This is a genomic window from Carboxylicivirga sp. (assembly GCF_982718395.1).
In genome coordinates this window covers 1-26,997 of record NZ_CEXQWX010000039.1, presented here as the reverse complement: position 1 = coordinate 26,997, position 26,997 = coordinate 1, and the positions used below count along the sequence as shown (strand labels likewise).

The following is a 26,997-nucleotide window of genomic DNA, read 5'->3' as shown; positions in this document are numbered from 1 at the left end:
TTAATATTAATGAAAGTAAGATAGCTTATTGGCGGATTAAGGAGAAATGCAAGTTACAGTGGATGATCGCTTTTGTCAATCTTTGCAAAAAAACAAGACAAAGTAAGATATTATGGATGAAGATTGAGAAGTGAGTATGTTGATATTTATAGGTAGAATTTGTTTCGGCATGAAAATTGATTTAGCGATTGCTTTATTAAATCGATTATACTATGAAAAAGCCTATTGTTTTACTATTTGTACTATTCTCGCTGTTGCTCGCTTCTTGCAATGACAGTATTGATTCGCCTTCCGGCCCTGGGGATGATTTTGTTGGAAAGACTTTTGAGTTTACCGGTGATTTTAACCAAGGAAATGATTATCAGCTGGTGTTTGATTTTCAGCAAAGTGGTTTTATACCTTACGAGTCGGACGTGATTATAGCCTACATATTATGGGAATCAAATGCCGGGGTGGATTATTGGCGACCTTTACCACAAACAGTTTATCTTAGTGATGGTAGTTCCTTTAACTATAACTATGATTTTGCAGCAGATATTAGCAGCGATCGTATTCTCGACATGTCAGTGTTTCTTGATGGATTTATTGATTTTGCCTCGTTGCCTCCTGCCTATACAACAAACCAGATATTTAGAATTGTAGTTGTTCCATCTGATTTCCTGGATGCTGCTAATGTAAGTATAAATGATATAGAGAGTATCCTGAACTCACCAAAGATTGAGATGGAAGATTTAGGGTCTAAGGCTATCAAGTAAAGTATTATTAATCAGTCCATATTTCACGCATCTTCTTTTGCTTATCATATTGCAGGAGCAGCGGCCTGGGGCTTTCATTATTATTAAATGTCAGGCGTGATGAGAACAGCATCATGGTGTTATTATAATAGGTAACCCAGTGCGGAGTGAGTGGCTCTTTTTGTTGAAGGATACTGGATCGTAGATCATTCTTATCAATTGTTTCAAAAGTTCTTTTGCCCCAATAAGCGATTAACAGCTGCTGATCTTTATAATCAACGTCAAAGATGCGGTTGCGATTAAGTGGCGGATTAGTAACCTTAGGGTCGATAAGATTCTCCCATTGGTGGATGATTGTTCCGATGTGATTAACCAGCCAACATGAACTATCGCCAAGAAGCAGAATCTTATTTTTGTCTACAGCTCGTAAACGATTTACTGCTCCTTTAAACTCGAATAATTTGTGAGGTACTTGTCCCTTCTTAATTGAATATACTGAGGGGTAACTTGCAAACACCATTTGGTCATCTGAGAGCATAAAAAAGCCCCCTTCACCAATGCGCCACTTATCTTCAATCCAGTCCCATATCACTTGTGGTTGTTCATCAATTTTCATCTTTAGTAATCTAATCTGAAAGGATTGACTGGCTTGAAAAAAGCACCGTTCAATCAGATAAATAGTTTCATCATTTGCTGAAAGCATATAGTCACTAGAGGGATATTCCGAATTTATCAACACACGAGGCTTGGAGCCTTCACTCCAGATCATAACACATGCATGGTGCATAACATCATCAAGAGGATCAATGTAGGACCATAGTAAATACTTGCCAACCTGAATAAGATTACCAGTTGGGTGAGCATTAATGTGCATCGAAATTGTAAGGAGAATTAGTATTGATAGGTATTTTTTTAGAAAGGTGGTATTCATAGTTTTTGCATTCTGTAATAGTTAGCCAGAGTAATCTGTTGTAATGTTATCATTTCAAAAATATCACTTCTTCTTTCAACTATCAATGGCTATGATATAGCATACAAGTTGGTGCAATTATGCTACTACCAGACATCAGACACAAAGTGAAAATTGACATTTAGAATTTCTAAATTTGTACTGGAACAGATATTTATCAGACATGAAAGAGACAGGGAATAAGGAGGCATGTTGTGATCCGCATAAAATCATTAATGACTTTTATGAAAAAATATTGGGATACGTAATTAAAAAAGTAAATAACGCGGAGCTTGCAAAAGATATTACGCAGGATGTGATGGGGAGGTTAATAGATGCATACGACAAACAAGTGCCTGTTTCTAATATTAAAGCCTGGTTGTTTCAGGTTACCCGCAACATACTTGCAGATCGTTACCGTAAGAAGGAAATACTCGATTTTGCCGATATCAGCAATGATGTTCCTGATGAAGAAGAACGCTTAATCTCAGAAGAGGATTTTATTATTCCGATGATTAACCTACTTCCTGAAGAATATCGCCAACCTCTTTATTTAAGTGATATTGAGAACTTAAAACAAGCTGAGATAGCGAAACGTCTTCATTTATCATTATCGGCCACAAAGATGAGGTGTCAGCGGGGCAGAAAAAAACTGCATGAACTTTTCTCTGAGTGTTGTGACATTGAATATACGGAGAGTGGTGCATTTGCCGGTTGCACTATTAAATCATCCTGTGATACCTTACTAAAGGTTGAGGAAAATATGAAAAAGAAAATAGAGTGATCTGTACAGTATTTGTAAAAAAGAAGCCCCTGCATTTCGTTTGAGATTCAGGGTTTTCCTTTTTTTATTTAAAATTTTCCTTTTTTGGATTGTGTCTTTTTTGAGGTTTTAGCGACTTCCTTATTGAAAACGAAGAATAACATTAAAACTTGTCAAAAAATGACCAGAAAGAAATTGGTAACAATACCCATTGTGGGATTACTAACGTCAGTATTTAGTTTTTTAGGAATTATTAGTTGTTGTGGATTTCCATTGATAGCAGCTTTTTTGGCCTGGTTTGGCATTGGCGCTTCGCAGTTAAGTTTTTTCTCTGAATACCAATGGCTATTCACAGGTATTGCCATGATTGCTTTGGCCTATGGCTTCTACATAGTGTATTTCAAAAGAGCTAAGACTAAACCTGTGACTGATTGTAGCACTGAAGAAAATAAAGAATTGACCATTTCTTGTTGCACACCTTCGAAAAAATCAAATTGGCTGCCCAAACCCATGCTTTGGTTAGGTGTAATAGCTGTTTCTGCATCTTTCTTATTGAATGAAAACGTCAACAGTGAAGGTCAAATGCAACCAGATTGTTGTTCCACTCCGGAGGCTGAATCAACAGTTAATAAGCAAACAGTTAGTTCGTGTTGTATGGATTCAGAAATTGAAGAAACAGCTGTTGAAAGGAAATCTGATAAAAAACAGTCTTCATGCTGTGGTAATTAATAATGGTTTAATAGAAAACAATAAAGATTAGGAAAATGCAGGAAGGAATTATAAATGCTATAAAAGGATTATTCTATGATGTGATTGGGGTTAATGCAACTCCGTTCCTTGATAGCTTAACAAAAACATTGGGAAACTTTGTTTTTATAACGCTTGAGTTGTTTGTGCTCTTTATTGCGATAACAGCAATCATTGAATACATCATGATTCATGTCAATCAAAATAAGTTGCAGAAGCTGTTCAGAGGCAAAGGCATTATAGGCAATATTGCGGGGGCTATATTTGGTGCTGTTACACCATTTTGTGCTTGTTCAACCATACCTATGACCGTTGGATTTTTAAATGCTAAACTTCCGTTTGGTTCAGTGATGTCATTTTTAATTTCATCACCATTACTGAATCCTATTATTGTAGCAATGTTGGCGGCAACGGTTGGTGTTCAAAATGCGGTTATCTATTTTAGTTTAGCTTTTACATTATCAGTCGTATTTGGATTTGCACTTGAAAAACTTGGTTTCACCCAACATGTTAAAACAGTTAGAGTATCCGGTGGAAAGGATTTGGTTGTGGATGGAGTTGATGTACGCAGAAAGTTATCTGTTCAAAAGAAAATCAACATCTCATTGCAAGCAGGATGGGATTCTCTTAAGCCAATATTAACGTATTTATTTATTGGTGTTGGTATAGGTGCTGCCATATATGGTTATTTGCCCGAAGGTGAAACCATTGCCAAATATGCAGGAGAAAAAAACTTGTTTGCCGTTCCATTGGCATCAATTATTGGGATTCCTCTATACATCAGGGCAGAAACAGCTATTCCAATTGCGATGTCACTGATCTCAAAAGGTGTTGGTATGGGAACGGCTATTGCTTTGATCATAGGTGGTGCAGGTATGGCTATTCCTGAAATGACGATGCTGGCTAAAATATTTAAGAAGAAGCTGTTGATCTCATTTATTACAGTGATTTTCCTTGTGGCGGTTATCTCAGGCTATGCATTTAACATTATTTTATAACTCTGATTAATAGTAAGAAAGATGGGATTATTTAAAAAAACAAAGAAGAAATCGAACTGCTGTACCATTCAGATTGAAGAGGTAAAAAACGATAAACAATTGAAAGAAACTTCAGGTTGCTGCGATATTAATATTGAAGAGGTTAAGCCTGATGATAAGAAATCAAATTCATCAGATGGATGTTGTGGTTAATATTTGATGAATTCATGAGGTTATTTGGAACCTGATTTAAGTGTTAACAGAGCGTAGTCGAGATGGATAGCTCATTACAAGTCGTTGATGACCTATTTTCATTTTGACTACGTTTGGTGATCAGGCTTTGGTATCGAATAGCTTTAGTTCGTTAATATGATAGCGGAAGATTTCCACCTTATGCTAAAAACCATTAACCTCGAATTAATAAGTCATTATGGCAATTCCTTATTGTTTAGTGTTGATCAGTATTACTCCGTTTTTCCCACGACTGCCATAAAGCTGGATAGCTGCATCATCTTTTAATACTTCCATTGACTCAACTTTTTCAGGCTTGATGTCTGGTTTTGATGATACAGGTACTCCATCCAGAATATACAACGGTTTTTTGTCACTTTTAGGTAGAATATTAATAACCAGAGCACTATCAGCAATGGATTCTCCTTCCAGTTTCTTGATTATTAAATCAATTTTCTCGGTGTATTCTTCAATATTGAAGTCGTACTTATTTGTTTGTTCTATTATTGATTTTTCCATTAACCTGAAACTTTCAATTCGGTAGTCGCAATAGCGTTTAAAAAGTTTGTTTTGCTCTTGCAGTTCCAGAGGGAGGTTCTCAATTGAGTCGACCTGATTGAGAATAGATTGGCATTTAAGCCAGTTAGGAATACCATCTTCCTGTATAGTTTTCAGATATTTATCAGCGCTTGCATTGGGTTCCAGTTCACTTATGCTTAATGCTTCTGTCTCAGCTGAAGCAAATTCCTCCATAAGCAGGCTATAGTTTCCCAGGTTATTGGGCACCAGCTTTGGCAAGATCATAATCACCATAAAGATGACTAAAGAACTTGCTACATAGATAGCTTTAGTAGCACGAGCATTATTCATTCCTAAATAATAAATACCTCCCATAATTACTCCACTTATCAGGCCGCCTATGTGAGCTGCATTATCAATACCCTCCTCCTTAAATCCAAATAGGAGATTATATCCAACAAAAAATGATACACTTGTTACAAAGTTCTTACGTGTTGCTTTGGGCAGATCAATGGCTTTTAACGCCAACAGGGCAATGAGTAAGCCATACATACCAAAAATAGCCCCAGAGGCTCCAACCGATACAATGTTGTAATTGATCCCAATACTTGCAATACTGGCTAATATACCGGTGGCCAGGTAGGCAAATAAAGACCTGGAAGAACCTATTTGTGTTTCAATTTCTTTACCAATAAACAAGAGGGCGTACATATTGAATAAGAGGTGAAATACACCACCGTGAAGAAATACATTCGACAGTAATCGCCATTGCTCACCAAGCAATGTAAGCTCACGCAGGTTACCACCCCAGGTAATAAGATCGTCAACACTTGGTTCCATAGGATGAACACCAGCCAATACCATGACGATATATATCAAAATATTTAGGTAAATGATGATGGGTGTAATAAAGTATTTTTTGGAGGGAACCAAAGCTTCCATTACACCTGAAAACGATTTGTGCTCGTCATCATCTTCTTCTACCTCTTCTATATGTTCCTGTTTATTTTGTATTGCTTCTTCGGGCTCTGCAGGCATTTGTGCTTTGGCTTTTCTTCTCGTTTCTATTTCATACAAAGCAGCAGAATAAGCTTCTTCCTGGTAGTCAAATCTGTTCTCTATTATTTCTTGTAACTCAAGATCAGATTTACCTTTCATTTTGCTGGCAAAGATATTTTCCATTTGTCTGGTTTGCTTCTTTAAAAATCGCTTGTGATTTGAATGGTGCGCATGATTTATGCGTTTTTGATGATTAAATCACTGCTACTAATAATAAATAATTGATGGCAGTAGCTGATTATTTTAAGAAGAATGCTCAATTATACATTGGCTGCCTTCATTAACAGCTCTGCTATATTTGTTTCGCTTTCCTTTCAAGATAATATCTAAAGGTTCTCCATTAGTGTCGGGATATCGTACCGCCGTAAGTTTATGTGTGGCAAGTTTTTTAAGTTCCTGGTTTGTAATGCAAAAAACAAAACTATAAGCCGTTAAAACAGATGCACTATATTGCGATGCACTTACTTGTGACTCTGGATGTGCATCAGCACACGTATGTAGTTCTAATAGATCACCGTTATCCAGCTTAAAAAGTACTTTAGTGCCTTTTTCGATGATGACATTACGTTCACCACTATAGTGAATTTTTATGCCAAACTTGATGTGCTCTTTGGTTTGCTCATAAAATACAATGCCCCGTTTCCAATTATAGGTGATTACCTTTTCGTTGGTAAAAGGATCTTCATTGACCTGACAATTTTGTGCAATTCCATTACTTGTAGATAATAGAATCAGAGATAGAATAATGAATAAATGTTTCATGATGATGGTTTAAGTTATTGTTTGATAGTTTAATTGTATTTTAGAATCTCTTATTGGATGTTTACTTTCTCCCATTTAATGTAGCATTAAATACAATGCCAAAATTATTACTCTTCAATTGTTCTTCAGCGAAGGTACCTTCTTGGTTAAGAGTGTTGGTGTGATGATAATAGATGGCGCAGCCAATACCCCACTTGGGAGATACCCACCATTCTTTACCTGCTTTGAGCTGCATGCTAAGGCCGTTATCAGTGGTGATGTCAATATCCTCATGTTCGTTGATGAGTGTGAAACCTCCAAATCCCATTGAAGATGAGAAAAAGAAATTATCATGTGTATAATAGGTTAGGCCAAGACCAATCAGGCCTTCGCTTAAACTTACTTTATTATCGGCCTTGGTATTGTTGATGCCCCAGTAATCACTGTTGATTTTAGGACCCGTTACGCCATGACTCAATAAAGTGGCGTGCAAAATAAGATTTTCGGTTAAGGTACCACCAATTTTAATGTCAAAGCCAGCGCCCGGACCGCTAATGGTTGTAAAACCAAAGTTTTTGGTGTCGATCTTTACATTGGTTTGATTAACACCCATTGCCATAGACAGGAAAAAACCACGATGTTTACGTCCTGTAAAAAGTTTAGGTGTCGGAATGCTTTGTGCTGATAGATCAGCTAGCAATATAACAAAGAGGCTGATGGTTAGTATTTTTTTCATTGTATGTGAGGTTGTAATATTTAAGTTTAACTTCTTATATAAGTGGGTTTATGTGCTCTGGTTAACTGTTAACAACAGTTCCAATAATATCAGATGTCATGATTAATCCATAATGATGTTCATTTAATAATGGATGCGTTTTTCTTCATGTTATTCAACAGTAATTCACCTTTCCTAAGAAGTGTTTCCAACTCTTCTTCTTTAAAAATCCAATAATCTGTCTCTATCCCAACAAGCATTTTTCCTTTAAGATCTTTTATAAATGGAATATAGTCATCTTCGATAATCATTTTAAACGGGGTAAATTTCTCATTAAGATCCAAAAATTTGGAAATTGTTTCTGTATCAAATAAACGAGATGGAATAGTTTTTATACTTGATGTAATTGTTACTTTCTTATCAATGTTCAAACTGCCTGTTTTTCTCTTTTTAGTTCGTAATACAAGATCTACCCAGTGTTTTTTATACATCTTCAGATTAAAAGTTTTTGGTAAATCAATAGCGCAAAATAATCCTGAGAAAGTATTAGAGCTATAAGCTTTTGTGCTATATGAGTCATTTGCTATAAAATAGCAATTGTTGGACTTGAAGACAATAAACTTTTTTCTTGACATTGGATCGCTTGGAAATAGTATATAATGTTTATCATCAACATGTGAACTAAACTCGATATTCTTATTTTTTAAATATTTGCTTAATTTATCAAATGCTGTTTCTTCATTCATAATTAGATTATTTCTTTATAATTGATCGAACTGTTCGGTGTTTATTGTTTGTAAATGAGTTCTTTATGCTGTTTGGGTGCAACAAGCAACCAAGGTAAATCACCTAAAGTTTTATTAATCGTTATATGTCTAAATCTTCATGTAACATGCTATTTGATAGGTTAGCTATCCGATTAGTGCATGCTAAAATATAATTTTTGTTTTAATAAGCAGTCTTATGTTGATAAAATAATGGTATCTGTTGATGAAAGATAGGAAGAGTTGGAGGAGAGGTTTGATTTGTTGATTGTATGGCGGTGAGTGAGACAGACTGTATAAATTAAACCGACAATTCTTTCAAAAGTCCATCCTTTTGTAATTTCTTCTTTAGTATTTTATGGTTTTTCCAAAAGCGATCTGAAATTGTTTTCATTGCTTGTATAAAGGCAGGATTATTTTTAATGCCATCGTTCAAAGGTTCTTTGGGAGTAAAAAGGGGTACCCAAATCTGCACGTGTTCTTCATTGGCAAATAACAGAATGTGCTCTATAGCTTTGTCCTCATTTCCCAGGTAGGCATAGTAACTTGACCAAAACAAATGACGATACACCGATTGTTCTTGTTCAATAAATACTTTGAATTGTGCCAGTAGTTTCTCGGCCAAAGCACGATCACCAACCTTCTGACAGACAAAGGCTATTTCCAGGTTCTTATGTGCATAAGCATCCAATTGTAATTGGTTTTTAATGACCAGGTATTTATTAAAGTAGTGGTAGGCTTCATCCCAATTGCGTTGGAAATAACAGATGTTGCCTATTTCCTGCATAATATCAAAGCGCGTTGTGTCTTTCTCAAGAGCCTTTATCAGCATGTTTTTTGTTTGCATTAGGTCCTGATTTTTGGCATACATAATATAGGCCTTTACATATTCAGAAAACAGGTTTTTGGGGTTGTAACTTAATGATCTGTTAATGCTATTTTCAGCTTCTTGAACAAAGCCATTTTGCACCAGGGCATTACTCAGGTGTAAGTAAATGTAACTAGCCGTAATGGAATCGTAGGAATTAATGTCCACACTAACACCTTTAAGCGCATACTCCAGGTACTTTCTGGTGTTAGGTTGGTAATTTGTATAAATTTCAGACAATGTATTGATTACCATTGCCGAATTAGGTTGGTATTGCAATGCTTTTTCGAGGTAATCAATGGCTTGCCCGATTTCATCTGTTCGCATGTAATACAATGCTTTAGCAGTTAATGCCTGAGATAGTTGAGGGTTGTAAAGCAGTGCTTTATCTGCAAAATAGATAAGTGAATCATTGTATTGTTTTTGCGCTGCAAAAAGATCCTGGTAGTAGTAGGCAATGGCCAGAACGCCGTGTGCCAGAGCAAAGTGTTCATCTTCATTAATGGCTTTTCGCAGCAGCGCAATACCTTTAGTAAGTCCCGTTTTCGATTCTTTGTTCAACTCTTCTTTTCCTTTTAGAAAATAATCGTAAGCCAGCATGTTATTGGTAGGCACTTTATTAATACGATCCTGCTCATCAGGACTGATGGCTATCTGTATGGCTCCTGCAATCTTTTGCGCCACTTCCTGCTGAATATGAAAAACATCTTCGGTTTGCCGATTGAATTGTTCGGCCCATAAATGATCATCGGTGCTGGCTTTAATCAGTTGCACGCTTAAAAGAATCTGATCACCAATTTTCTGACCACTTCCTTCAAGTATATAGCTAACGTTAAGCTCGTCTGCAATCTCAGGTATAGTTAATTGTGAATGTCTGAATTTCTCAACCGAGGTGCGACTCACTACTTTAAGGTCCTTTAGCGATTGTAGTTTGTATAAGATCGATTCCATCAATCCGTTGATCACATATACATTTGTGGAGTCGCTACTGTTGTTTTTAAATGGAAGAATGGCTATAGAATTCTCAACATGAACTTCTTTTCTATTAGTGTTGAAATACAGGATACTTAATGCTACAATTGCAATTATAGCCACAGCATATACCCATATTGGCTTATTGACTTTCTTAGATACTTTAGTATCGTTGGTATCATCTGAATGGTGCTTATTAGCTTCACCTGGGGGATAGCCATATTGTTCTCTAAAGCATTTAATAAAATAAGAGGTACTGCTAAAGCCCACCATGTAAGCAACCTCCGAAACAGTTTTGCTATCACTTTTTAATATCGACATAGCCTCTTGCAGACGAACGTTTCGAATAAACTGGCTGGCAGAGCACTGTTGTTCTTTCCGGATACGACGAAGCAGGTTAGAACGACTCATTCCAATAGCTTCAGCGAGTTCCGAAACCCCAAACTTATCATTGGAAATATTCTGCAGAATAAGCTCTTTCAGCTTGTTGATAAATGCCTCGTCCATATTATCGACTTGTGCTAGTATGAATTTGGCATGAAGATACAAATTATAGCAATTTCATTTTAGTAGGAGGAAAAGCTTTCAGTGTAATCGTGTTTAAGTAATAGCGATCCATGCAACGTAGCTTGGGACCCATTGACAAAAGTGAAGGAAAGAAAAATTTGGAGTATGATATGTCAATCTTTAAGTTTTTCCCGGAACATTGTCATAATGGGTAAGCGAGTGCATCAGTCGACGGCGTTTTTGTCTACCGTTAGATTTACCTCTGGATTTTATTGAACTTAAAGAGGTTTAATAAAGAGACTCCTTTATACTGCGTAAACTTCATTTTTGTCTTAGGTAAAACCTATAAAAAGTTTTAAGGACAGTATATATTTTGAGTTAAAGCCAGAGAGTATATCGGGAAAAACCCATTATTACGGTTGTAGCCACTCAATCTGGAGCCTCCTAAATAATTAAGTATGGCACGAATTTATGGAATTGATTTATCACAGAAAAAGTTTGATGTAAGCTTTATGGACGAGTCTAACAAGAATGTTCACAGGATCATAAAAAACAATTTAAATGGAATTGTTCGTTTCTTGGAGGAACTCCCGGCAGATGCTCTTTTATGTGCAGAGCATACTGGTGTATATGGAGAACTCTTAGTCTTTATGTGTGGATGTTTAAAGATACCTATTGCACTTAGTACAGGGTATCAAATACGACATAGCTTAGGACTTCTTAAAGGAAAATCAGACAAGATTGATTCAATCAGGATACGAGAGTATGGAGAGCGGTTTGGAGACAAATTGACATCCATAGATTTCCAAAGTGAATCATTGAAGGAATTGAAAGAACTTTTTAAGCTGAGGTCGCAATTAGTGAAGGAAAGAAAGATGCTGGCAACGCATGAGAAACGCACAATTCATATGCCATATAATTCAATTAAAGTACATAGTATCACAACAAATATGCTAGAATGCCTTACCAGATCAATAGACGAGCTGGAGAAAGAAATTTGGCATATCATTGATGCAGATATAGACTTGAGAAGGAATTATAACCTGGTTACAGATATCATAGGAATAGGACAGGTTACAGCTTGTGATTTAATCGTTAAGACAGATAACTTCAAGACAATAAACACAGCACGCAAAGCTGCATCCTACTCAGGCGTATGTCCTTTTCCCAATTCCAGTGGCAAGATGGTTTGCAAGTCCAGGGTTAGCCATATGGCAGATAAAGAAATGAAATCACTACTATATATGTGCGCTGTATCCGCCGCCCGCTTAAACCCGGAATACCGATTATATTTTGACAGAAAAAAGCTTGAAGGAAAACCTTATTTTCTCATTATGAATAATATTTCTAATAAATTACTACGAACAATATATAGCGTTGTTAAAACAGGAAAAAGATACCAACTAGGATATATAACAGAGGATCCCAGACTGAATGAAAAAGTTGCATAAACACTTGTTTTTGTCAGAGTATACTTTTTGAGCTGGAGGCAAAAAGTAGAAGCCCTTGCGGCTCTAGCAAAAAGAATTCTCTTTTGCAAGGAGTACGTGATACTAAGTGTTTCTGGTAATCAGAACAGGTAATCAACACCGTCTGACTACGCATTAAATCTTTGAAACGAATATCACTTTCTATACATACTTCTGATATAAAAAATAACAATTGCATCATATTTTATACCCTTGCGCCATAAGTTACAGTTGCGATTCAAAGTTTATAAGATTGACTACGTGGTTGATAAGCTTTACGTCATCATCTTAGGCAACTTTACATTGTCAAAACGAAGTATTAACCGTTCCCATCCGGAACTAAATAAAAGGACTATGAAAACGAGGAGTAATAACAATGTATTAAAGGTTTCAAAAATGTTGGTTTTAAGTTTAATCTTATTGAGTTCGTGTGGTGCAGGCGGACAAAGTAACAAGCAAAACAAAAACGATAAACAAAACACGAAGGTGTTGGATATTCATGCTGCTGCTTTTATGGGTGATGTCAAAGCTATTCATTATCATATCAAAGCAGGAACCGATTTAAATGTAAAGGATGAATATGACTCAACACCTTTGGCCATCGCTGTCACTTTTAATAAACAGGAAGTGGCCAAAGCCCTGATTGAAGGAGGTGCTGATCTAAGCATTAAGAGTGGTGATGGCTCGACAGCATTGCATATTGCAGCTTTCTTTTGCAGAACTGAGATTGTTAAGTGCTTGCTGACGAATGGAGCTGACAAAAGCTTAACCAATAACTTTGGTTCAACACCACTTCAGACGGTATCCGGTTCTTTTGCTGAAGTAAAGCCAATTTATGAGCAGTTAAACCGCGACTTAGGCTCCCTGGGTTTACGTTTGGACTATGATTTCCTGGAAGAGAATCGTCCGTTGATAGCTGAGCTTTTAAAGTAGTATTTCGTTAAAAATCAAAAAACAAAGAGATGGAAGCTGCAGAAAGAAGATATGATATCGATTGGTTGAGGGTGATAGCTATTGCTTTGCTGTTGGTGTATCATGCTGCAATTGTGTTTCAGCCCTGGGGTGTATTTATTGGTTTTATTCAAAGTCAGAAATCATTGGAGTGGCTGTGGATACCCATGTCGATGCTAAATATTTGGCGTATACCTTTATTGTTTTTTGTTTCGGGTATGGGTGTTTGTTTTGCACTTCGAAACCGGTCATGGAAAGCCTTAATCAGTGAACGTAGCAGGCGTATCTTACTGCCTTTCCTTTTTGGTGTTGTTTGTATTGTACCCCTTCATGAGCTGATCTGGCACAATTATTATAACCAGGAATATAGCTATTCCGTAAGTCGGGGACACTTGTGGTTTCTTGGGAATATATTTGCCTATGTGCTGCTTCTATTGCCAGTGTTTTACTACTTAAAGAAGAAAGTCAATAATTCGTTTCATCGGTTGATCGAAAGGCTGTTAGGTTCTCCCTTAAGCCTGTTGGTTGTTGTACTTCCATTTATTGCAGAGGCACTTGTTTTACAGCCTGAAGCATACGAGCTATATGCCATGAGCTGGCATGGTTTCTTTATAGGGCTGTTGGCATTTTTCTTTGGTTTTATAATGGTATATGGCGGTCGACAATTCTGGAAGGTCATTAGCCGTTGGCGCTGGGCGTACTTTGCAATGGCCATGCTTTTGTATAGTATTCGTTTACTGGTTTTTGAATTGCAGGCACCAATGTATTTACTACCCATTGAGTCAATAGCATGGATCTATACCGTATTTGCTTTTGGGTATCAATACCTTAATCGCCCAAGTGCTTTATTAAGCTACCTGAGTAAAGCAGCCTACCCGGTGTATATATGGCATATGGTATTTCTATATGCTGGAGCGGTTGTGGTACTACCACTTATTATTGTGACGGAGCTAAAGTTTGCTATACTAACCATTGGTAGTATTGCAGGGAGTATGATCATCTATGAGTTTGTCATTCGGCGAATAAGCTGGCTGGGTATATTATTTGGCTGCAAAAAAACAAAGCATGCTAAAGTCAATTATAGTGCAGGTTATAAATCTGTGTTGACGTAGGAGACGAGTGCAGCCAGTCCAACTTAAAGAAGCATGAAAGGTGCACTGGTGGCCAATCGGCCGCCAGTGCACCTATTCGATTATGGTCTGTTATTTCTTTCATTATTAAATTGTTGATATGTGATTATGTAATTGCTCGCCTTTGTAGTTACTCTCTATAATGTATTGAATCGCCAAAGCTTTATTAACCATTGTCATACAGCGTTCTTTAATTATATATAGGTTTGCGCTTAAAATCATGTGGAATAGTTTCTAAAGCATTAAAAGCTCTGTTTTCTGTATCTAACTGTTCGAAATTGTCAAACTTATAAGAGGCAAATTGATTTTTTTGCTTATGCTCAAAGCGCAGAGGTTCCAGAACTTTGTTAAGGTATAAATTGCAAAATGTTGTATCCTCATCTGATTCATACTTAAAGGGAGTCAAACTACTAAAACCTATACTCAAATTATCAAACCTGAACTTGAACAAAATTGTATCATTGCTATTTACAACTTCAACGTGGCTATCTTTAAAGTTTTCTAACGAATAATTTACCAATGATTTAATTTGAATAATCCCCGGACTATGTGGCAAAGGACAAGGCACATATCTTATAGTGTCACACCATGCTTCTTTTTGTTCTGGATACAGCTGTACAATATTTAGTCCGTCATAAAACATTGGAGCATCATTCTTTAATTTTGACCATTTATATCCAAAAATTGAATCTGTAATTTCACAATGAATAACTTCATATTGGCTGTAATGTACAGATCTATCACTGCCGAGCCTTTCTTTATGATATACTAAGTCATAATTGCATGACTTTATTGAATGCAACTTTTCTTTTAATGATATGAGTTGTTCTTTATCTGTTTTTTCCGTGCATGATATTAGCACTAAAGAAATTGCTAAAATGATATACTTTGTCATCTGTTTATAATTTGTTTTCAATTGTCATGTGGAACTCTCTATGAATCTTAATCATTCTCGTGTATATAGTTTAGAATACTAAAATTCATGTTCGTTACGGCGTGTTAGCCACCTACAATTATTGCGAATCAAAATGTGTGGTAAAATAGAATATAATAAACGTTGTTTAATCTTATCATTTAAGTGCTTCATAGTTATAGCTCCAATTTCCTTAATTCTTTGTCATAATGTTCTAGAAAATATACCATAACAATTAATCACATTGAAAAGCTATACAGAAAAATTAAGAAACAGGTTCCCAATTACAAATAACAGATAAAGTGTCAACCAAAAGTCTATCCAGAGGTAATATTTGTTTCTTTGCGCTTTGAACAAGCCTAAGCCAACTAAATTAGATCCGAGAAATCCAAAGGCAATATTAAGGAATGATTTTAAAGATGGCTGTTCCAAATACATAAAATTATATACTATTGAGATTGTCAACAGTAAGATTATCATTAAAACTTTCCATTTCAAATTAATTGCTCTCATAACTTGATTTAATATCTAAGATTAACCTTTTTTGACTGCTGGTGGTTATAAACGGATGTCACAATGAAGCTTAGCTTGTGTTACGCCTATGGTAAGCTATGCTTTATGAGCCATTGTTATGGGCTGCCATTTATTTAGAAAAATTCCAATCATCATATGCTTGTCTTATTTGCATTAGCGAAATTGGATTTATTGTATAATTATAACCATGTCTTTTCATTTCTTTTTCCGCATGAAGCCACAATACACTCGGCTTTATTTGTTTTATTGTTTCTTGATTCTTTAAGAAATAATCATCAAAACTCTTTTGCTCCAATTCATTGCTAAAAAACAAAAATGGACACTTATCTCCTCTAGCGGATTCTTCAATTTTTCCATCTGTCAAGAATATGTGAAAAATACCTTCTAACTCTGACAAGTTAAAATAATAATAGAAATCTTTATCACTGCCATTCCTTATGCAATGAGGTTTGGGAGCACTAATATGAATACGCATTTCATCAACAGTCAAATATTCAAGTTCAAAAAGCGTCGTTGAATGAAACTTAAACGTAGCAGTACCAAGGTAGGAATTAGGGTTTGTATATAAAAAGCTGTATGATTCATGTATTTTTTCTAACTCTGAAAACTCAATTCTAAATTCAGGAAATTGTTTATGATATGAATAACTTTTATTACCTAAATCTTTAAACCACTCATTAGGCTTTTGAAGCAAATATTTCATTCTATTAAGCGGTGACACGTCTATACCAAACCTTTCCTTCCACATTTTTTCAACATGATAGATATCTGCTGATTTATCAATTGGTGTATTTGTGTCTTGTATCCTAGTGTATATGTGATTAGCTCTTACCTTTTTTCCTTTGTCTTGAAAGTCTTCAGTTAAATAATACGGTTTATTGGGCTTATTTATGACTTTAATAACATCAATTTCCTTTTCATCAACAATTAATGTTGTAAGTTCAATTTCAGGCCTTAAGTCTCCTCCAAACTTTTTAGTTCTCAGCAGGTCAACAAAACCTGGTTGATTCTTTCTGTTTATCTGTTGTTTTTCTAAGCCAACAATGTCGCACCCTTTATCTGGGTCAGATACGCCAATAATCAAAAACCTATCTCCATTATGATTACAATTTGCTAATGATAAGATATCATGTAAAAGAGAGGCGTTATTTTCGTGTGGAATAGCTTTAAAGTCCCAATGTGTCCCTTCTCTTTTAGACTGAATTAAATTCAATATTTCATTATATAGATTCATGAAATTGCAGTTTTTTCTTTTGGTTGCCCATAATGGTGAGTACATGCAAAGTAGGTGAATTCGGGCTTTAAAACTTTCAAACTGTGGAGAAGTTGAAGCGGGCTACATCCCTTGAATTTATTGCTATCTCGCCTATTTTGTATACATTGTTACCGCTAGTTATTCCTTTATTTTACTTCCATTTTCATCATATTTTTCCCAATCTCCAATTCTTTCTGAATTTTCAAAAATTCCTTTCTCCTTTACCTGTCCATTTGGATAATAGGAAATATACTCTCCGTTTATTAAATCATTTGAATAATACAGAACTTCACTAATTTGTCCGTTGTCATGCCATAACATTGCTTTTCCCTCTTTTATTCCGTTTACAGCATTTGCTTCTGTTGATTTTTGTCCGTTTGGATGATACATCAATATTTTTCCTGTTGGTAAATCATTATGCCAAACAGTCAATTCGCTAAGTTGTCCATTTTCATGATACCACTTACAAGTTCCTTCTTTATTACTTTCAATTACGGCTCCTTCAAAACGCAGTTCTCCATTTTCATGGTATTCTTTCTTAAGCGATGAAGATAAAGTAAAATTAAAAGTACGTCCTTTGTGTTTTTTCATTAATTCATGGTGATACACAGTCCACTTACCATCAACTTTTTCTAAACAAATTAGTGCGTATTTATTTTTATTATCAAAATCAACAGGCACAACATAATTTACAATGTTTCCGTTTTGATTTACTTCTTTAGTTAATCCACTTACATCAATGTTTTGAGTCTTTAAATATTCCAATCCAGTTGCGTAAAAATCAGTATTTTTTACACCTAATCCCATAAAAGTTGAAAAACTGAAATATAAAACTATTAATGTTATTACTCCAATTGCTAATCTAATCGCTGGCTTATATTGATTTTCTGTTTTATTAGCAACAATTGTTTTGCCCCATAAATCACCAAGTCTTTTTTTATTTTTTGCAAATAGCAAAACAAGTCCTTCGACTGGCCAGATAATCTTTATCAGTCCTCGCTTTATAAAACTTAAAACTGATGATCTTTCAAAGTTTTTAGAATTGACAACTTCAATTCCAAACAAATACTTACCAAGAGTATTCTTAAAAATCATTTCCCCGAAAAAAATGTATGGCAATACCAAAATTAGTAACACATAAGGTATTACATTCTGGTAAATTTCTGAATCAAGTTTGAAAATCATTCCAAGCAATCCGTTTAATGAAAATGCTAAGAACATTATAAATATCATGTCGAAGATGAAAGATAAAAATCTCTTTCTTTTTGTTTTTAATAATCTGTTTTCCATGTTAATTACTTGTATGTCGTCTCTGTTTAATTAGCGGTAACATTTGTATATAGTGCAATGCACTATACATTAATTATACATCTCATTGTGTATGTTATTATTATACTGAGAATTATCTTGTGATTTTGTATCTGACTTGCCCATGTTTTTTGCAAGAAACTTCATTAGATAATCTCTTTAAATATCAATTCTTTGTCAGTAAACTGACTATTGTAATATAAATAATGCTGTACCACCCTCAACTTCTGATTCTCGCCTCACCTGGCAGGGCAGCTTATTTCCGATTAGTGCATGCTAAAATAGAATTTTTGTTTTAATACACCATCTTATGTTGATAAAATATAGATACCAGTTGATAAAAGATAGGAAGGGTAGGAGGAGAGGTTTGACTTGGTTGGTTGTGTAGCGTTTAGAACAACAGAGTTCAGGAATTAAACCGACTTCTTTATACTTACCAAAGCGCCCCAACTGTAGGAAGTTAATAGATCCTTTGATGCACAAACACAAGAAAAGAGTCTCTGTAATAAACTCATGTTCCAATGATTGATGTTGTTTATAATAATCTATTTATGTGTATGTTGAAATTGTTGTTCCCTTGATGATCAGTATCTTAATGAAGTTATCAAAATTATTCATGAAGTTACTGATCATCAGGGGCTTTGTTAAGTTGTTTCGATGTTTATTTCATTGGTTTAAAATGCTTTATATGACATATTAATATAAATGATCCTAAAATCCGTTAATATCAAAAAACATTGCTCAATCTACTTGGTAAAAAATTGGTTATAAGGGGTTTATAGTGGCCCTCCTCCTCCTAAGCATTTATTGTTTATACCAAGGGTAGAACTGGCATGTTCTTCCCCGCTGGTTACATCCACACGGATTTTGAGAAAATCATCATAGTTAAATGTTCTGGTGACACTGCTTCCTGAGCCAATATAAAGCCAATCATCAAATCCACCTGCTTTAGTTGATAAATACCACTTGTAACTATAACTTCCGGTACCATTACTACCGTGAGCTGTATATGTGCCCGTAGCAGGACATTGATTATAAAAGTCATTAGGACCATTAATAGCGACTGATACCCCTGGATAAAGCGTTTCTATAGCTAAATCATCGTAATAAGAAAATCCACTCCATGAATACCCACATGTAAATCTATTAAATACTGAATTATTATCAGTCCACGGTGTTCCGGTAATAGTAAGAGCTGATACGATTATTGCATCATTATCAGGATGAGTAACATACTTTGGCTCCGGTCCCCATCCATTACTTGGGGAATGCCAATTAGTATGCCTCAAGCCAATACAATGTCCTAATTCATGGGCAATTAAAAAAACCATTTGATTATGTGTAAAATTAGCTCCTACTACTCCTTCATCAATGATTATAGTACTTCCTGGTCTGCCATTTAATGGAAACCCTGCTTCCGCACAGTCATCTGTTCCATGACCAACTCCCTGTTCAATTATAATACTTGCATCATTTGCATTGTCAACAATATTAAATTCAAGATAGGATTTCATAGAATTATAAGCATTAACTACAACTTCTAATTCAGCTTCTACATTTAAATTATTAAACGACTGTTGATCTAAAAAGATATTGATATGCCTGTATCCATAACCTACTAAAAATGACATACCACCAAATGCCTGTTTTAATCTTGCATTTCCTTCATTCTGACCATTTTTATTAATTTGGTCTAGCGCATCTTTAAACACAACAACATCTCCCTCAAGAATGTATGTCTCAGTCAATTCAATAATATCTTCTTCAGTAAACCCCATTTGTTTAATTAATTCAACATGATCTTTGTTGAGAAAAGTAGATTGTTCAACTGCATTATCTTTGTTACAAGCCACTAAATTGAGCAAGAAAAACGCTACTAAAAGTAATTTAAAATTTTTCATAATTTGAGTTTAAAAGTGTGCCTACTCTATTAATGCTTTTCGGCATCCGCATTTATTTAGTTAATACTTGAAAATCGAAAAATGTAACATGCTTTTTTGTATACCCATCATGCTGCGCGACCCTTCAGTTCTTGGCAGTTAATTGTGTTCTTTTATTTGAAAAAAAAACATGGCTTTGAATACGTTACATAATTGATTACAGCTCCTAAGTAACAGGAGCGTTCCACTTATTTTATTTTTGCTGTACCACCCCCTTGTTTCTGATTCATGCCTCACCTGGCAGGGCAGCTATTTCCGATTAGTGAATACTAAAATAGAATTTTTACTTTAATAAACCCTCTTATGTTGATAAAATAATGGAGTCTCTTGATTAATGATAAAGAGCAGGTGAGGGGAGAATAACAGGTTATAATTAAACCTGCTTTTTAAAGTCCACCTTTTTCAGTGCATTCTTCAGCCGCTTGTTTGCTATAAAGTTGATATGTGTACTTGTGATATTACGAGAGCTTAGTTTAGAGGGGCTTTCTGCAGGAGTGCCTTTTATGGAGGGAGATATAATACCGATCCCTGGTAGTTCAACGCGATAGCCTCGTTTCATATATTCTTCTAACAGGTATTCCAATCCAAACAACACATGTTTTGCTGATATTGGGTTTAGGCTTGAGTTTTGACATAAATCTTTAATTAATCGATCTGGCTCAATCTTAATTGAATTGCAAACTCGTGGATAGTAAAGTGTTTTTTGCTCATCATTTTGCAGATTACTTTTATTGGCAACGGCTTTGAATTCTATCATGAGAAATGGCTTTGTAAGTCGTTGATAATCAATAGTAATTTTAAGATGTAAAAAACATAGTTATGTTTTAGTCAAAACGTAACTATGTTTTGGGTTGTGCTTCACTAAGTTCTGATAAAAACATAGTGATGTTTTTAATAGCAGATGACAATGCAGGTTTTTAGCCTACTTTTTCGTACTCTAAAGTCTTAAGCATATTCTTTAAAGCCTTGCTTGGATTAAAAATACACCTGGCATTTTTAATGCTGTGCGAAGTAACCTCTTCAGCTGTTGCTTCGCCGTTGCTGCTAATACTGATTCGTAAGCTTCCTAAGTCGCCCAGCCGAACGATGGAGCCCTCTTCCAGTCCATGTTGCATCACCTCAACCAGCGAATAGAGAACTGCTCGTATGTCGGCACCACCAACAGTACTGTTCTGCTCTATTCTTTTTGTTAGTTTCTCCAGTGTTAATTCACCATTAGTGACACTACTGGCATAGTGCTTTTTTACACCGCCGCCTTCGACACCAGGCTGGCCTCTTTCAATGACTTTATATTTTACAGCCATATAATTAAGTGTTTAATCAGCTTTTACCTTTCTCAATTTTGTTTTTGATTTTTAGTGTCATCTGCCATTTTTGAACAAATCAAGATTGGTTTGTTTTCTGATTTAGTTATATATTGCAAAGCTCCGCCGGCCACATCCTCCAAAGCACGACTGCAATCAAGCAAGGTTGATGTCCCGCCGGCGGTTTACTTTTCAATACTTGACATAAAACTAATAAATCGATCCTAACTGGCAAGTGTAGTCTTTCTTTGTTCTGATGAATGAATCAAAATTATTGGTAAACTAATGTTTCTACATGATGAATGGATATTAGTGTGATATTTTGTGTTCTGTTTAAAATAGGCTATTGAATTAAAATTGAAACAAGTTTAGCTTTTGAGTTTAAAAATGCATTGTAAAAGTGTTTAGAGTAATAATTTACGAATGTCTATTAAGGATTTGATATAGAGCGTAATGAGTGTAGTTTGAGAGAGGGAAAAGTATCTGTTTTAAACATTTAATCAATCAGTCAAATATCTGTCATTCAACATGTAGCCATCTGCAGTATAGCGATTTTCTACTGTATTTGCAATAGAGAAATCAATTTCTACTTATTGATTAGGTGTTAAGTTGTTATTTTTCTTGTGGAAGATTTAGGTAACATAAGTGGTGACGGTGTATTGCTTGATATTGTTAATGATTGAGTTTTAATATTTGGTTTATAAGGTTCACTATTTTTTCTTTTACCATTGCTGTAAAAGAAACAAAAGATCTAGTTCTATTGATGCTTCCCCTCTCTCTAAGCAATCCTAAGTTTCACAAACAAAGTAAGTCAAACTCCTTTGTTGTTCAACTGCATGATTGATTATTCACGCCTGCGCAGACTCGCCAATGGAACCGGCTCTCGCACTATTGAGGCACCGTTTCAATTCTTTAAACAACTATTACTAGTTATTGTGACCTCAGCAACGCGAGCGGGGACCGACTCATTGCAGCGAAGGATAGAAAGATTTGGAGTATGTAATGCGAATCATTAAATCTTTCCCGAAGCAAGATAATAGTGGGTCGCTGAGTGTTGTAGTCAATGATTTTTTGGCTTCTTTTTTATCAAGAAAAAAGAAGTAGCCCCAGCGGCTCAAGCTGAAAAAAACATTGTGATTATTAGCCTTACGAGGCAGGTTTTCTTTTACCATTGCCGTAAAAGAAACAAAACGTCTGGTCAGACAGAACTTCCCCTTCGCTCTGCAACGATTCGATATTTCTAGTAAAAGTTAGGCATTCTATCGAACGCAAAAGTAAACTCCTTTTAAGAAGTATTCGCGAATCATTTCATTCACCCCGGCACTGGCCACATTGTCTGACAAGCTCTCGCACTTTTAAAGTACTGTTTCAGCTAATTAAACAACTGTTACTAGTTATTGTGACCTCAGCAACGTAAGCGGGGATCCCACTCGTTGAAGCGAAGGATAGAAAGATTTGGAGCATGTAATGCAAATTATTAAATCTTTCCCGAAGTAAGATAATAGTGGGTCGCTGAGTGGTGTAGTCAATGATTTTTTGGCTTCTTTTTTATCAAGAAAAAAGAAGCAGCCCCAGCGGCTCAAGCTGAGATATATCAGTAAAGTAAAATTTTATCTCTCCATATCTCATGAAAACATTAGTTTTACATTTAATTGCTTAAACAAGGCACTTATGAGGTTTGTATTGATCATACTTAGCGTTCTTCTTTTAGCTGCACCAGCCAAAAGTGATTCACTCGTTAAACAGCTTCAGCATGCCAGTCGCCTGCAAGAGAGCAACCCGGACAGTTGCATTTACATCACGCAAAAAGTTTATACCCTTTTGACGGATGATCAGGTAAAAGAGAAAAGTCATGCCTATTGGAATCTGGCGCAAGCCTACCTATATAAACATCAGTATCATACAGCCTTGTTTTACGCCCTGAAAGGCAAAGAGCTATTTAATAACGAAGATACCTCGCGGATGCACCAGGATGTGTTAGCTACCATTGGCTGGATCTATTATGATATTGGTAATTCTCAGCATGCCTTACCCTATCATCAAAAAGCGCTTGAGGTGGCACAAAGCCGGGGTGACTTGCAGAGTGAAGTGACATATACCAATGCTTTAGGATTAAATGCTTTGAGCGCCAGTCAGTACCAAAAGGCTTTGGGTTTCTTTCAAAAAGCACTGTTTCTGCTCGAACGTAACGGTGAACCCCATAACTCACTGATGTCGACCTTGCAAAACAATATGGGAATTGTTTACATCAGCTATGAGGACTGGAATAAGGCAGAAGAGTATCTGTTGAAATCAATTGAGAACAGCTCGGGACATGCATCGGGTTTGGTTGAAACCTATGCTTTACTGGCTAAGGTTTACCTGCGGACGCATCAGCATAATAAGTGTCAACGGTATCTGGACATGGCAGAGGAATTGAGTTATCAAACCTCATACAGTTTTAGCCTGATTGAATATTACCAGGTGAGGTATGAATACGAGCGAATCGTCGGTAATTTACAAACAGCCTACCGTTATCAGGATAAATACATTCAGCTCTATAAAAAGATCAATAATCGTAATGTTCAGGAGGTGATGAACTACCTGCTAAATGTTCAGGATGAAAAGATTAAGCAGGATGAATTGTTGCTGATGCAGGCTGAGAAACTACAGCGCGGTCGTCGCATTTTAAGCATTGTGATTGTTGTTTTTACCTTATTGGTGATTGCCGTGTTTTATTATGTGTTTAAATCCAAGGCTGAAAAGTCCTTGTTACGACAGCAATTACTAAGCCAGGAACTACAAAAGAAAGAAGAACAGCAGGCCGAACTGAGTAACAAATTAGCCATTAAGAACGAGGCTATAGAAACATTGGCCCTCACCATTTCAAAACGTAATGAACTGGTCAAGCAGATGGCTGATAGCGTGCATAAATCCAATTCCAAAGAAGTAACCAGTGCCTGGAAGAAGTTTGAGCTGGCTCTGAATCAATACGATGACTCCAACCACTTATCCGAAGAACTGATAGAAGATCTTAAATTCAGACTGCAAAGCAAATATCCATCACTAACAGAGAAGGAGATACAACTGATCATTGATATTCGTAATAACTTATCATCAAAAGAATTGGCCGACAAATACCATGTTGAAGTCAAATCCATTGAGATGAGTCGCTATCGCCTCCGTAAAAAATTGCAACTTGAAAAAGGTGTTCAGCTAAAGGATTTTATTATGAAGTTGGGAGATTAGTAGTCGGTAGTTTGTACAAATCAAGGTTTGAAGGAATTAAAAAGATAAGTTAGTTCAGTTTAATATCAGGAAAGTGCATGTTGAGAAGGTATGGTAGTTTCTCATCATACTATGTACTAATAGTGTCTGTCATTCGCTTAGCGCATAAAAGCGCTTAGCGAGTTTCTTTACAATACGTCATGCAAAATTGCTATTCATGTCTCCCTTTTAAGGGAGATTTAGAGGGTTAGCTATTCAATTCAAACATTTTTCCCCCTTGGCGAAGGGGGTTAATAAAACGAAGCTTCAAACTAAAATGCTTTCGGGGGATTGACAAATAGACCAACATCATCAACATCACCAAAATCATGTAGAGTTTTACCTCTACAAACCATCCTGAAAATAATAGAATCACATCACCTCAATAAACTTGTATATCTTTTAAATACAGATAAATAAAGAATAGAAGTTCTTGTGAAATAAAATGTATAGATGCCGTATAGGTTAATCATTTTACATTTTGCTAATTAAGCCCCTTCTTCGTAATTGAAAGTAATCAAAGAGGTATTAACCAATTATGAAATTAGCAGATAATGTCGCTGCAGCCACTGCTATTTCAGCCCGAAGAGGCCGGTCAGACCTTAAAACAAGTTAAAAGTATGCGAAAGTTTATTACAGGTTCTTTGCTCATGTTACTGCTGATGGGGTGTGAGAACCAGGCAAAGCAAACAGCAGTCAGCCGCTACGATTATCCGGATGTACTGGATATGAAAGGCACCATTACCTTGCCTCAGCAGGACGGAGTGGCGTCCTTCTCTGATTTAGGCACCTGGCACTCCTTTAGTTTGAACAAAGATCAAAGCCAGGTTGGTAGTTTTGTTGGACCCTATCTAATGCGGCAGCAGCAGAGTTTTTGGTTAAGCCCTTCTATTATTGGATTGCAGATTAAAGATCCGGCTGATGGCAGCCTTATGGACCTGTCGCAGGCCAAACAAGTGACCAACACATTCTATCCCGGCCTACTAAAGCAGTCGTTCGAGATTAATGAGCTGGAGGTCAATCTCTGTTTATTTAATGTGAACGAACGCACTACGGTTGTTTCAGCAGATATTCAGAATAAAGGAGCGCAACGGCAATTGCAGCTCGGCTGGACGGGTAGTGTTTTTTCCAATGTGAAAGAATCGATGGAGTCGGGAGAGAATGGTTTGGTGGTTAATATCAATGAGCAGGAGAGGGCGCAGCTCATGTTCAGTGGTGATAACATAAGCCATGACGATAGTACCTACTCTTACCTTCAAGAACCTGTTCAATTAAAGGGGGGTGAGCAAAAATCGCTGGTGGCTGCTTTTACCTACACATTCACAAAAGAGGAGCAACAGAAATATGCAGTGTTGAATAACCCAGTGCTAAAGGATGCAAAGCCATATTTAGAACAAAACGAAAAACGGTGGAATGACTACCTGAAAATCCTTATGAATGGTTCCGGCATGGGTTTGCTGGATGTGAATACATACGACAAGCTGGCTGTAAAGTCTCTGCTTACCTTGATACATAACTGGCGCAGTGCAGCCGGCGATATCTATCACCAGGGTATTGTACCGTCTTATGCAGCTGCATATTTTCAGGGTTTATGGGCTTGGGACTCATGGAAGCATGCCGTAGCAATTGCACCCTTCGAAGGAGAGCTGGCAAAAGATCAGATTCGTGCTATGTACGATTACCAGAACGAGGAAGGCATGATTGCTGACTGTTTCTTCAGGGATTTGAGCATCGAAGGAGTTAACTGGCGTAATACCAAGGCACCCCTTTCTGGATGGTGTATCTACGAAGTGTATCGCGAAACACAGGATCTGGACTTCTTAAAAGAGTTGTATCCGAAGCTGTTGAAGTACCATGAGTGGTGGTATATCAATCGTGATCATGACCAGAATGGTTTGTGTGAATATGGATCTACAGATGGTACACGAATCGCTGCAGCATGGGAAAGCGGTATGGATAATGCTGTTCGTTTTGATCACGCTAAGATAATTGAAAACCACAAAGGAGCTTATTCATTGGATCAGGAGTCGGTGGACTTGAATGCTTACCTGGCACAGGAAAAGCTCTATATTCATGAGATTGCCGGTATACTGGGTGAAGTCGAAACGGCTGATATGTATCTAAAGGAAGCCAATGCTTTGAAAGCTCAGATTCAGGAAGTGATGTATTGTCCCGAAGATGGCTTTTTCTATGATGTTGAGTTAAAGAGCCAGGATAAAATACGTATCCAGGGACCCGAGGGATGGGCACCCTTATATAACCAGGTGGCTACGGCCGATCAGGCTAAAGAAGCAGTAAAAGTGATGATGGACAGCACCCGCTTTAATACGCCAATGCCATTCCCTACTTTGAGTGCCGCCCATGAAAAGTTTAATCCGCAACGAGGCTATTGGCGCGGGCC

General features: G+C 36.4%; 22 protein-coding genes. 10 read left to right on the top strand and 12 right to left on the bottom strand.

Going from position 1 to position 26,997, the window contains the following annotated elements; translation table 11 throughout:
• The first annotated feature begins 212 nt into the window (after window positions 1-212).
• Window positions 213-755: a hypothetical protein gene (locus AC4MRQ_RS09510; RefSeq protein WP_491197433.1), complete on the top strand. Its 543-nt coding sequence runs from the start codon at window positions 213-215 to the stop codon at window positions 753-755.
• 7 nt (window positions 756-762) lie between these two features.
• Here AC4MRQ_RS09510 and AC4MRQ_RS09505 read toward each other — a convergent pair whose 3' ends face one another.
• A complete protein-coding gene (locus tag AC4MRQ_RS09505; RefSeq protein WP_491197432.1) occupies window positions 763-1,665 on the bottom strand; it encodes a hypothetical protein in 903 nt (300 codons plus the stop codon).
• 202 nt (window positions 1,666-1,867) lie between these two features.
• Between AC4MRQ_RS09505 and AC4MRQ_RS09500 the strand changes: the two genes are divergently transcribed.
• From AC4MRQ_RS09500 to AC4MRQ_RS09485, 4 genes are all read left to right on the top strand, one after another.
• Complete coding sequence (locus tag AC4MRQ_RS09500) at window positions 1,868-2,467, top strand: sigma-70 family RNA polymerase sigma factor (protein ID WP_491197431.1); 600 nt, start codon at window positions 1,868-1,870, stop codon at window positions 2,465-2,467.
• Between the two features lie 159 nt (window positions 2,468-2,626).
• The gene (locus AC4MRQ_RS09495; protein WP_491197430.1) at window positions 2,627-3,175 is read left to right on the top strand and encodes a MerC domain-containing protein; all 549 of its coding nucleotides are present in this window, start codon (window positions 2,627-2,629) and stop codon (window positions 3,173-3,175) included.
• Window positions 3,176-3,210: 35 nt separating this feature from the next.
• Window positions 3,211-4,191, top strand: a complete 981-nt coding sequence (locus tag AC4MRQ_RS09490) for a permease (protein ID WP_491197429.1) — start codon at window positions 3,211-3,213, stop codon at window positions 4,189-4,191.
• A gap of 21 nt (window positions 4,192-4,212) precedes the next feature.
• On the top strand, window positions 4,213-4,383 hold the full coding sequence (locus AC4MRQ_RS09485; protein ID WP_491197428.1) for a hypothetical protein: 171 nt from the start codon (window positions 4,213-4,215) through the stop codon (window positions 4,381-4,383).
• Between the two features lie 228 nt (window positions 4,384-4,611).
• Here the strand turns inward: AC4MRQ_RS09485 and AC4MRQ_RS09480 are convergent, their stop codons facing one another.
• From AC4MRQ_RS09480 to AC4MRQ_RS09460, 5 genes are all read right to left on the bottom strand, one after another.
• Window positions 4,612-6,102, bottom strand: a complete 1,491-nt coding sequence (locus AC4MRQ_RS09480; RefSeq protein ID WP_491197427.1) for a rhomboid family intramembrane serine protease — start codon at window positions 6,100-6,102, stop codon at window positions 4,612-4,614.
• A gap of 120 nt (window positions 6,103-6,222) precedes the next feature.
• Window positions 6,223-6,741 (bottom strand): hypothetical protein, encoded by a 519-nt coding sequence (locus AC4MRQ_RS09475; protein ID WP_491197426.1) that lies wholly within the window; start codon window positions 6,739-6,741, stop codon window positions 6,223-6,225.
• A 61-nt stretch (window positions 6,742-6,802) separates the two neighbouring features.
• On the bottom strand, window positions 6,803-7,456 hold the full coding sequence (locus AC4MRQ_RS09470; RefSeq protein ID WP_491197425.1) for a hypothetical protein: 654 nt from the start codon (window positions 7,454-7,456) through the stop codon (window positions 6,803-6,805).
• A 119-nt stretch (window positions 7,457-7,575) separates the two neighbouring features.
• Entirely contained in the window at window positions 7,576-8,181 is a 606-nt protein-coding gene (locus AC4MRQ_RS09465) for a hypothetical protein (protein ID WP_491197424.1), read from the bottom strand.
• 319 nt (window positions 8,182-8,500) lie between these two features.
• Window positions 8,501-10,546, bottom strand: coding sequence for a helix-turn-helix domain-containing protein (locus AC4MRQ_RS09460; RefSeq protein WP_491197423.1), 2,046 nt, complete (start codon window positions 10,544-10,546; stop codon window positions 8,501-8,503).
• A gap of 458 nt (window positions 10,547-11,004) precedes the next feature.
• On the opposite strand from AC4MRQ_RS09460, the gene AC4MRQ_RS09455 reads away from it, so the two are divergent.
• The 3 genes from AC4MRQ_RS09455 to AC4MRQ_RS09445 all read left to right on the top strand — a co-directional run bounded on the left by AC4MRQ_RS09455 (window position 11,005) and on the right by AC4MRQ_RS09445 (window position 14,078).
• Window positions 11,005-11,997 (top strand): IS110 family transposase, encoded by a 993-nt coding sequence (locus AC4MRQ_RS09455; protein WP_491197422.1) that lies wholly within the window; start codon window positions 11,005-11,007, stop codon window positions 11,995-11,997.
• A 372-nt stretch (window positions 11,998-12,369) separates the two neighbouring features.
• Window positions 12,370-12,948: an ankyrin repeat domain-containing protein gene (locus AC4MRQ_RS09450; RefSeq protein ID WP_491197421.1), complete on the top strand. Its 579-nt coding sequence runs from the start codon at window positions 12,370-12,372 to the stop codon at window positions 12,946-12,948.
• A 29-nt stretch (window positions 12,949-12,977) separates the two neighbouring features.
• Complete coding sequence (locus AC4MRQ_RS09445) at window positions 12,978-14,078, top strand: acyltransferase family protein (RefSeq protein ID WP_491197420.1); 1,101 nt, start codon at window positions 12,978-12,980, stop codon at window positions 14,076-14,078.
• 208 nt (window positions 14,079-14,286) lie between these two features.
• Here the strand turns inward: AC4MRQ_RS09445 and AC4MRQ_RS09440 are convergent, their stop codons facing one another.
• From AC4MRQ_RS09440 to AC4MRQ_RS09415, 6 genes are all read right to left on the bottom strand, one after another.
• Window positions 14,287-14,991, bottom strand: coding sequence for a hypothetical protein (locus AC4MRQ_RS09440; RefSeq protein WP_491197419.1), 705 nt, complete (start codon window positions 14,989-14,991; stop codon window positions 14,287-14,289).
• A gap of 661 nt (window positions 14,992-15,652) precedes the next feature.
• Window positions 15,653-16,777, bottom strand: coding sequence for an AlbA family DNA-binding domain-containing protein (locus AC4MRQ_RS09435; protein ID WP_491197418.1), 1,125 nt, complete (start codon window positions 16,775-16,777; stop codon window positions 15,653-15,655).
• A gap of 159 nt (window positions 16,778-16,936) precedes the next feature.
• A complete protein-coding gene (locus AC4MRQ_RS09430; RefSeq protein WP_491197417.1) occupies window positions 16,937-18,088 on the bottom strand; it encodes an RDD family protein in 1,152 nt (383 codons plus the stop codon).
• A gap of 794 nt (window positions 18,089-18,882) precedes the next feature.
• Window positions 18,883-20,007: a M57 family metalloprotease gene (locus tag AC4MRQ_RS09425; RefSeq protein ID WP_491197416.1), complete on the bottom strand. Its 1,125-nt coding sequence runs from the start codon at window positions 20,005-20,007 to the stop codon at window positions 18,883-18,885.
• A gap of 412 nt (window positions 20,008-20,419) precedes the next feature.
• On the bottom strand, window positions 20,420-20,803 hold the full coding sequence (locus tag AC4MRQ_RS09420) for an HU family DNA-binding protein (RefSeq protein ID WP_491197415.1): 384 nt from the start codon (window positions 20,801-20,803) through the stop codon (window positions 20,420-20,422).
• A gap of 160 nt (window positions 20,804-20,963) precedes the next feature.
• A complete protein-coding gene (locus AC4MRQ_RS09415) occupies window positions 20,964-21,350 on the bottom strand; it encodes an HU family DNA-binding protein (protein ID WP_491197414.1) in 387 nt (128 codons plus the stop codon).
• Window positions 21,351-23,021: 1,671 nt separating this feature from the next.
• On the opposite strand from AC4MRQ_RS09415, the gene AC4MRQ_RS09410 reads away from it, so the two are divergent.
• Window positions 23,022-24,578 carry a tetratricopeptide repeat protein gene (locus AC4MRQ_RS09410; protein WP_491197413.1) on the top strand — a complete coding sequence of 519 codons (1,557 nt, stop codon included), beginning with the start codon at window positions 23,022-23,024 and terminating at the stop codon, window positions 24,576-24,578.
• Between the two features lie 638 nt (window positions 24,579-25,216).
• The coding region (locus tag AC4MRQ_RS09405; protein WP_491197412.1) for an MGH1-like glycoside hydrolase domain-containing protein at window positions 25,217-26,997 on the top strand (1,781 nt) is incomplete at its 3' end.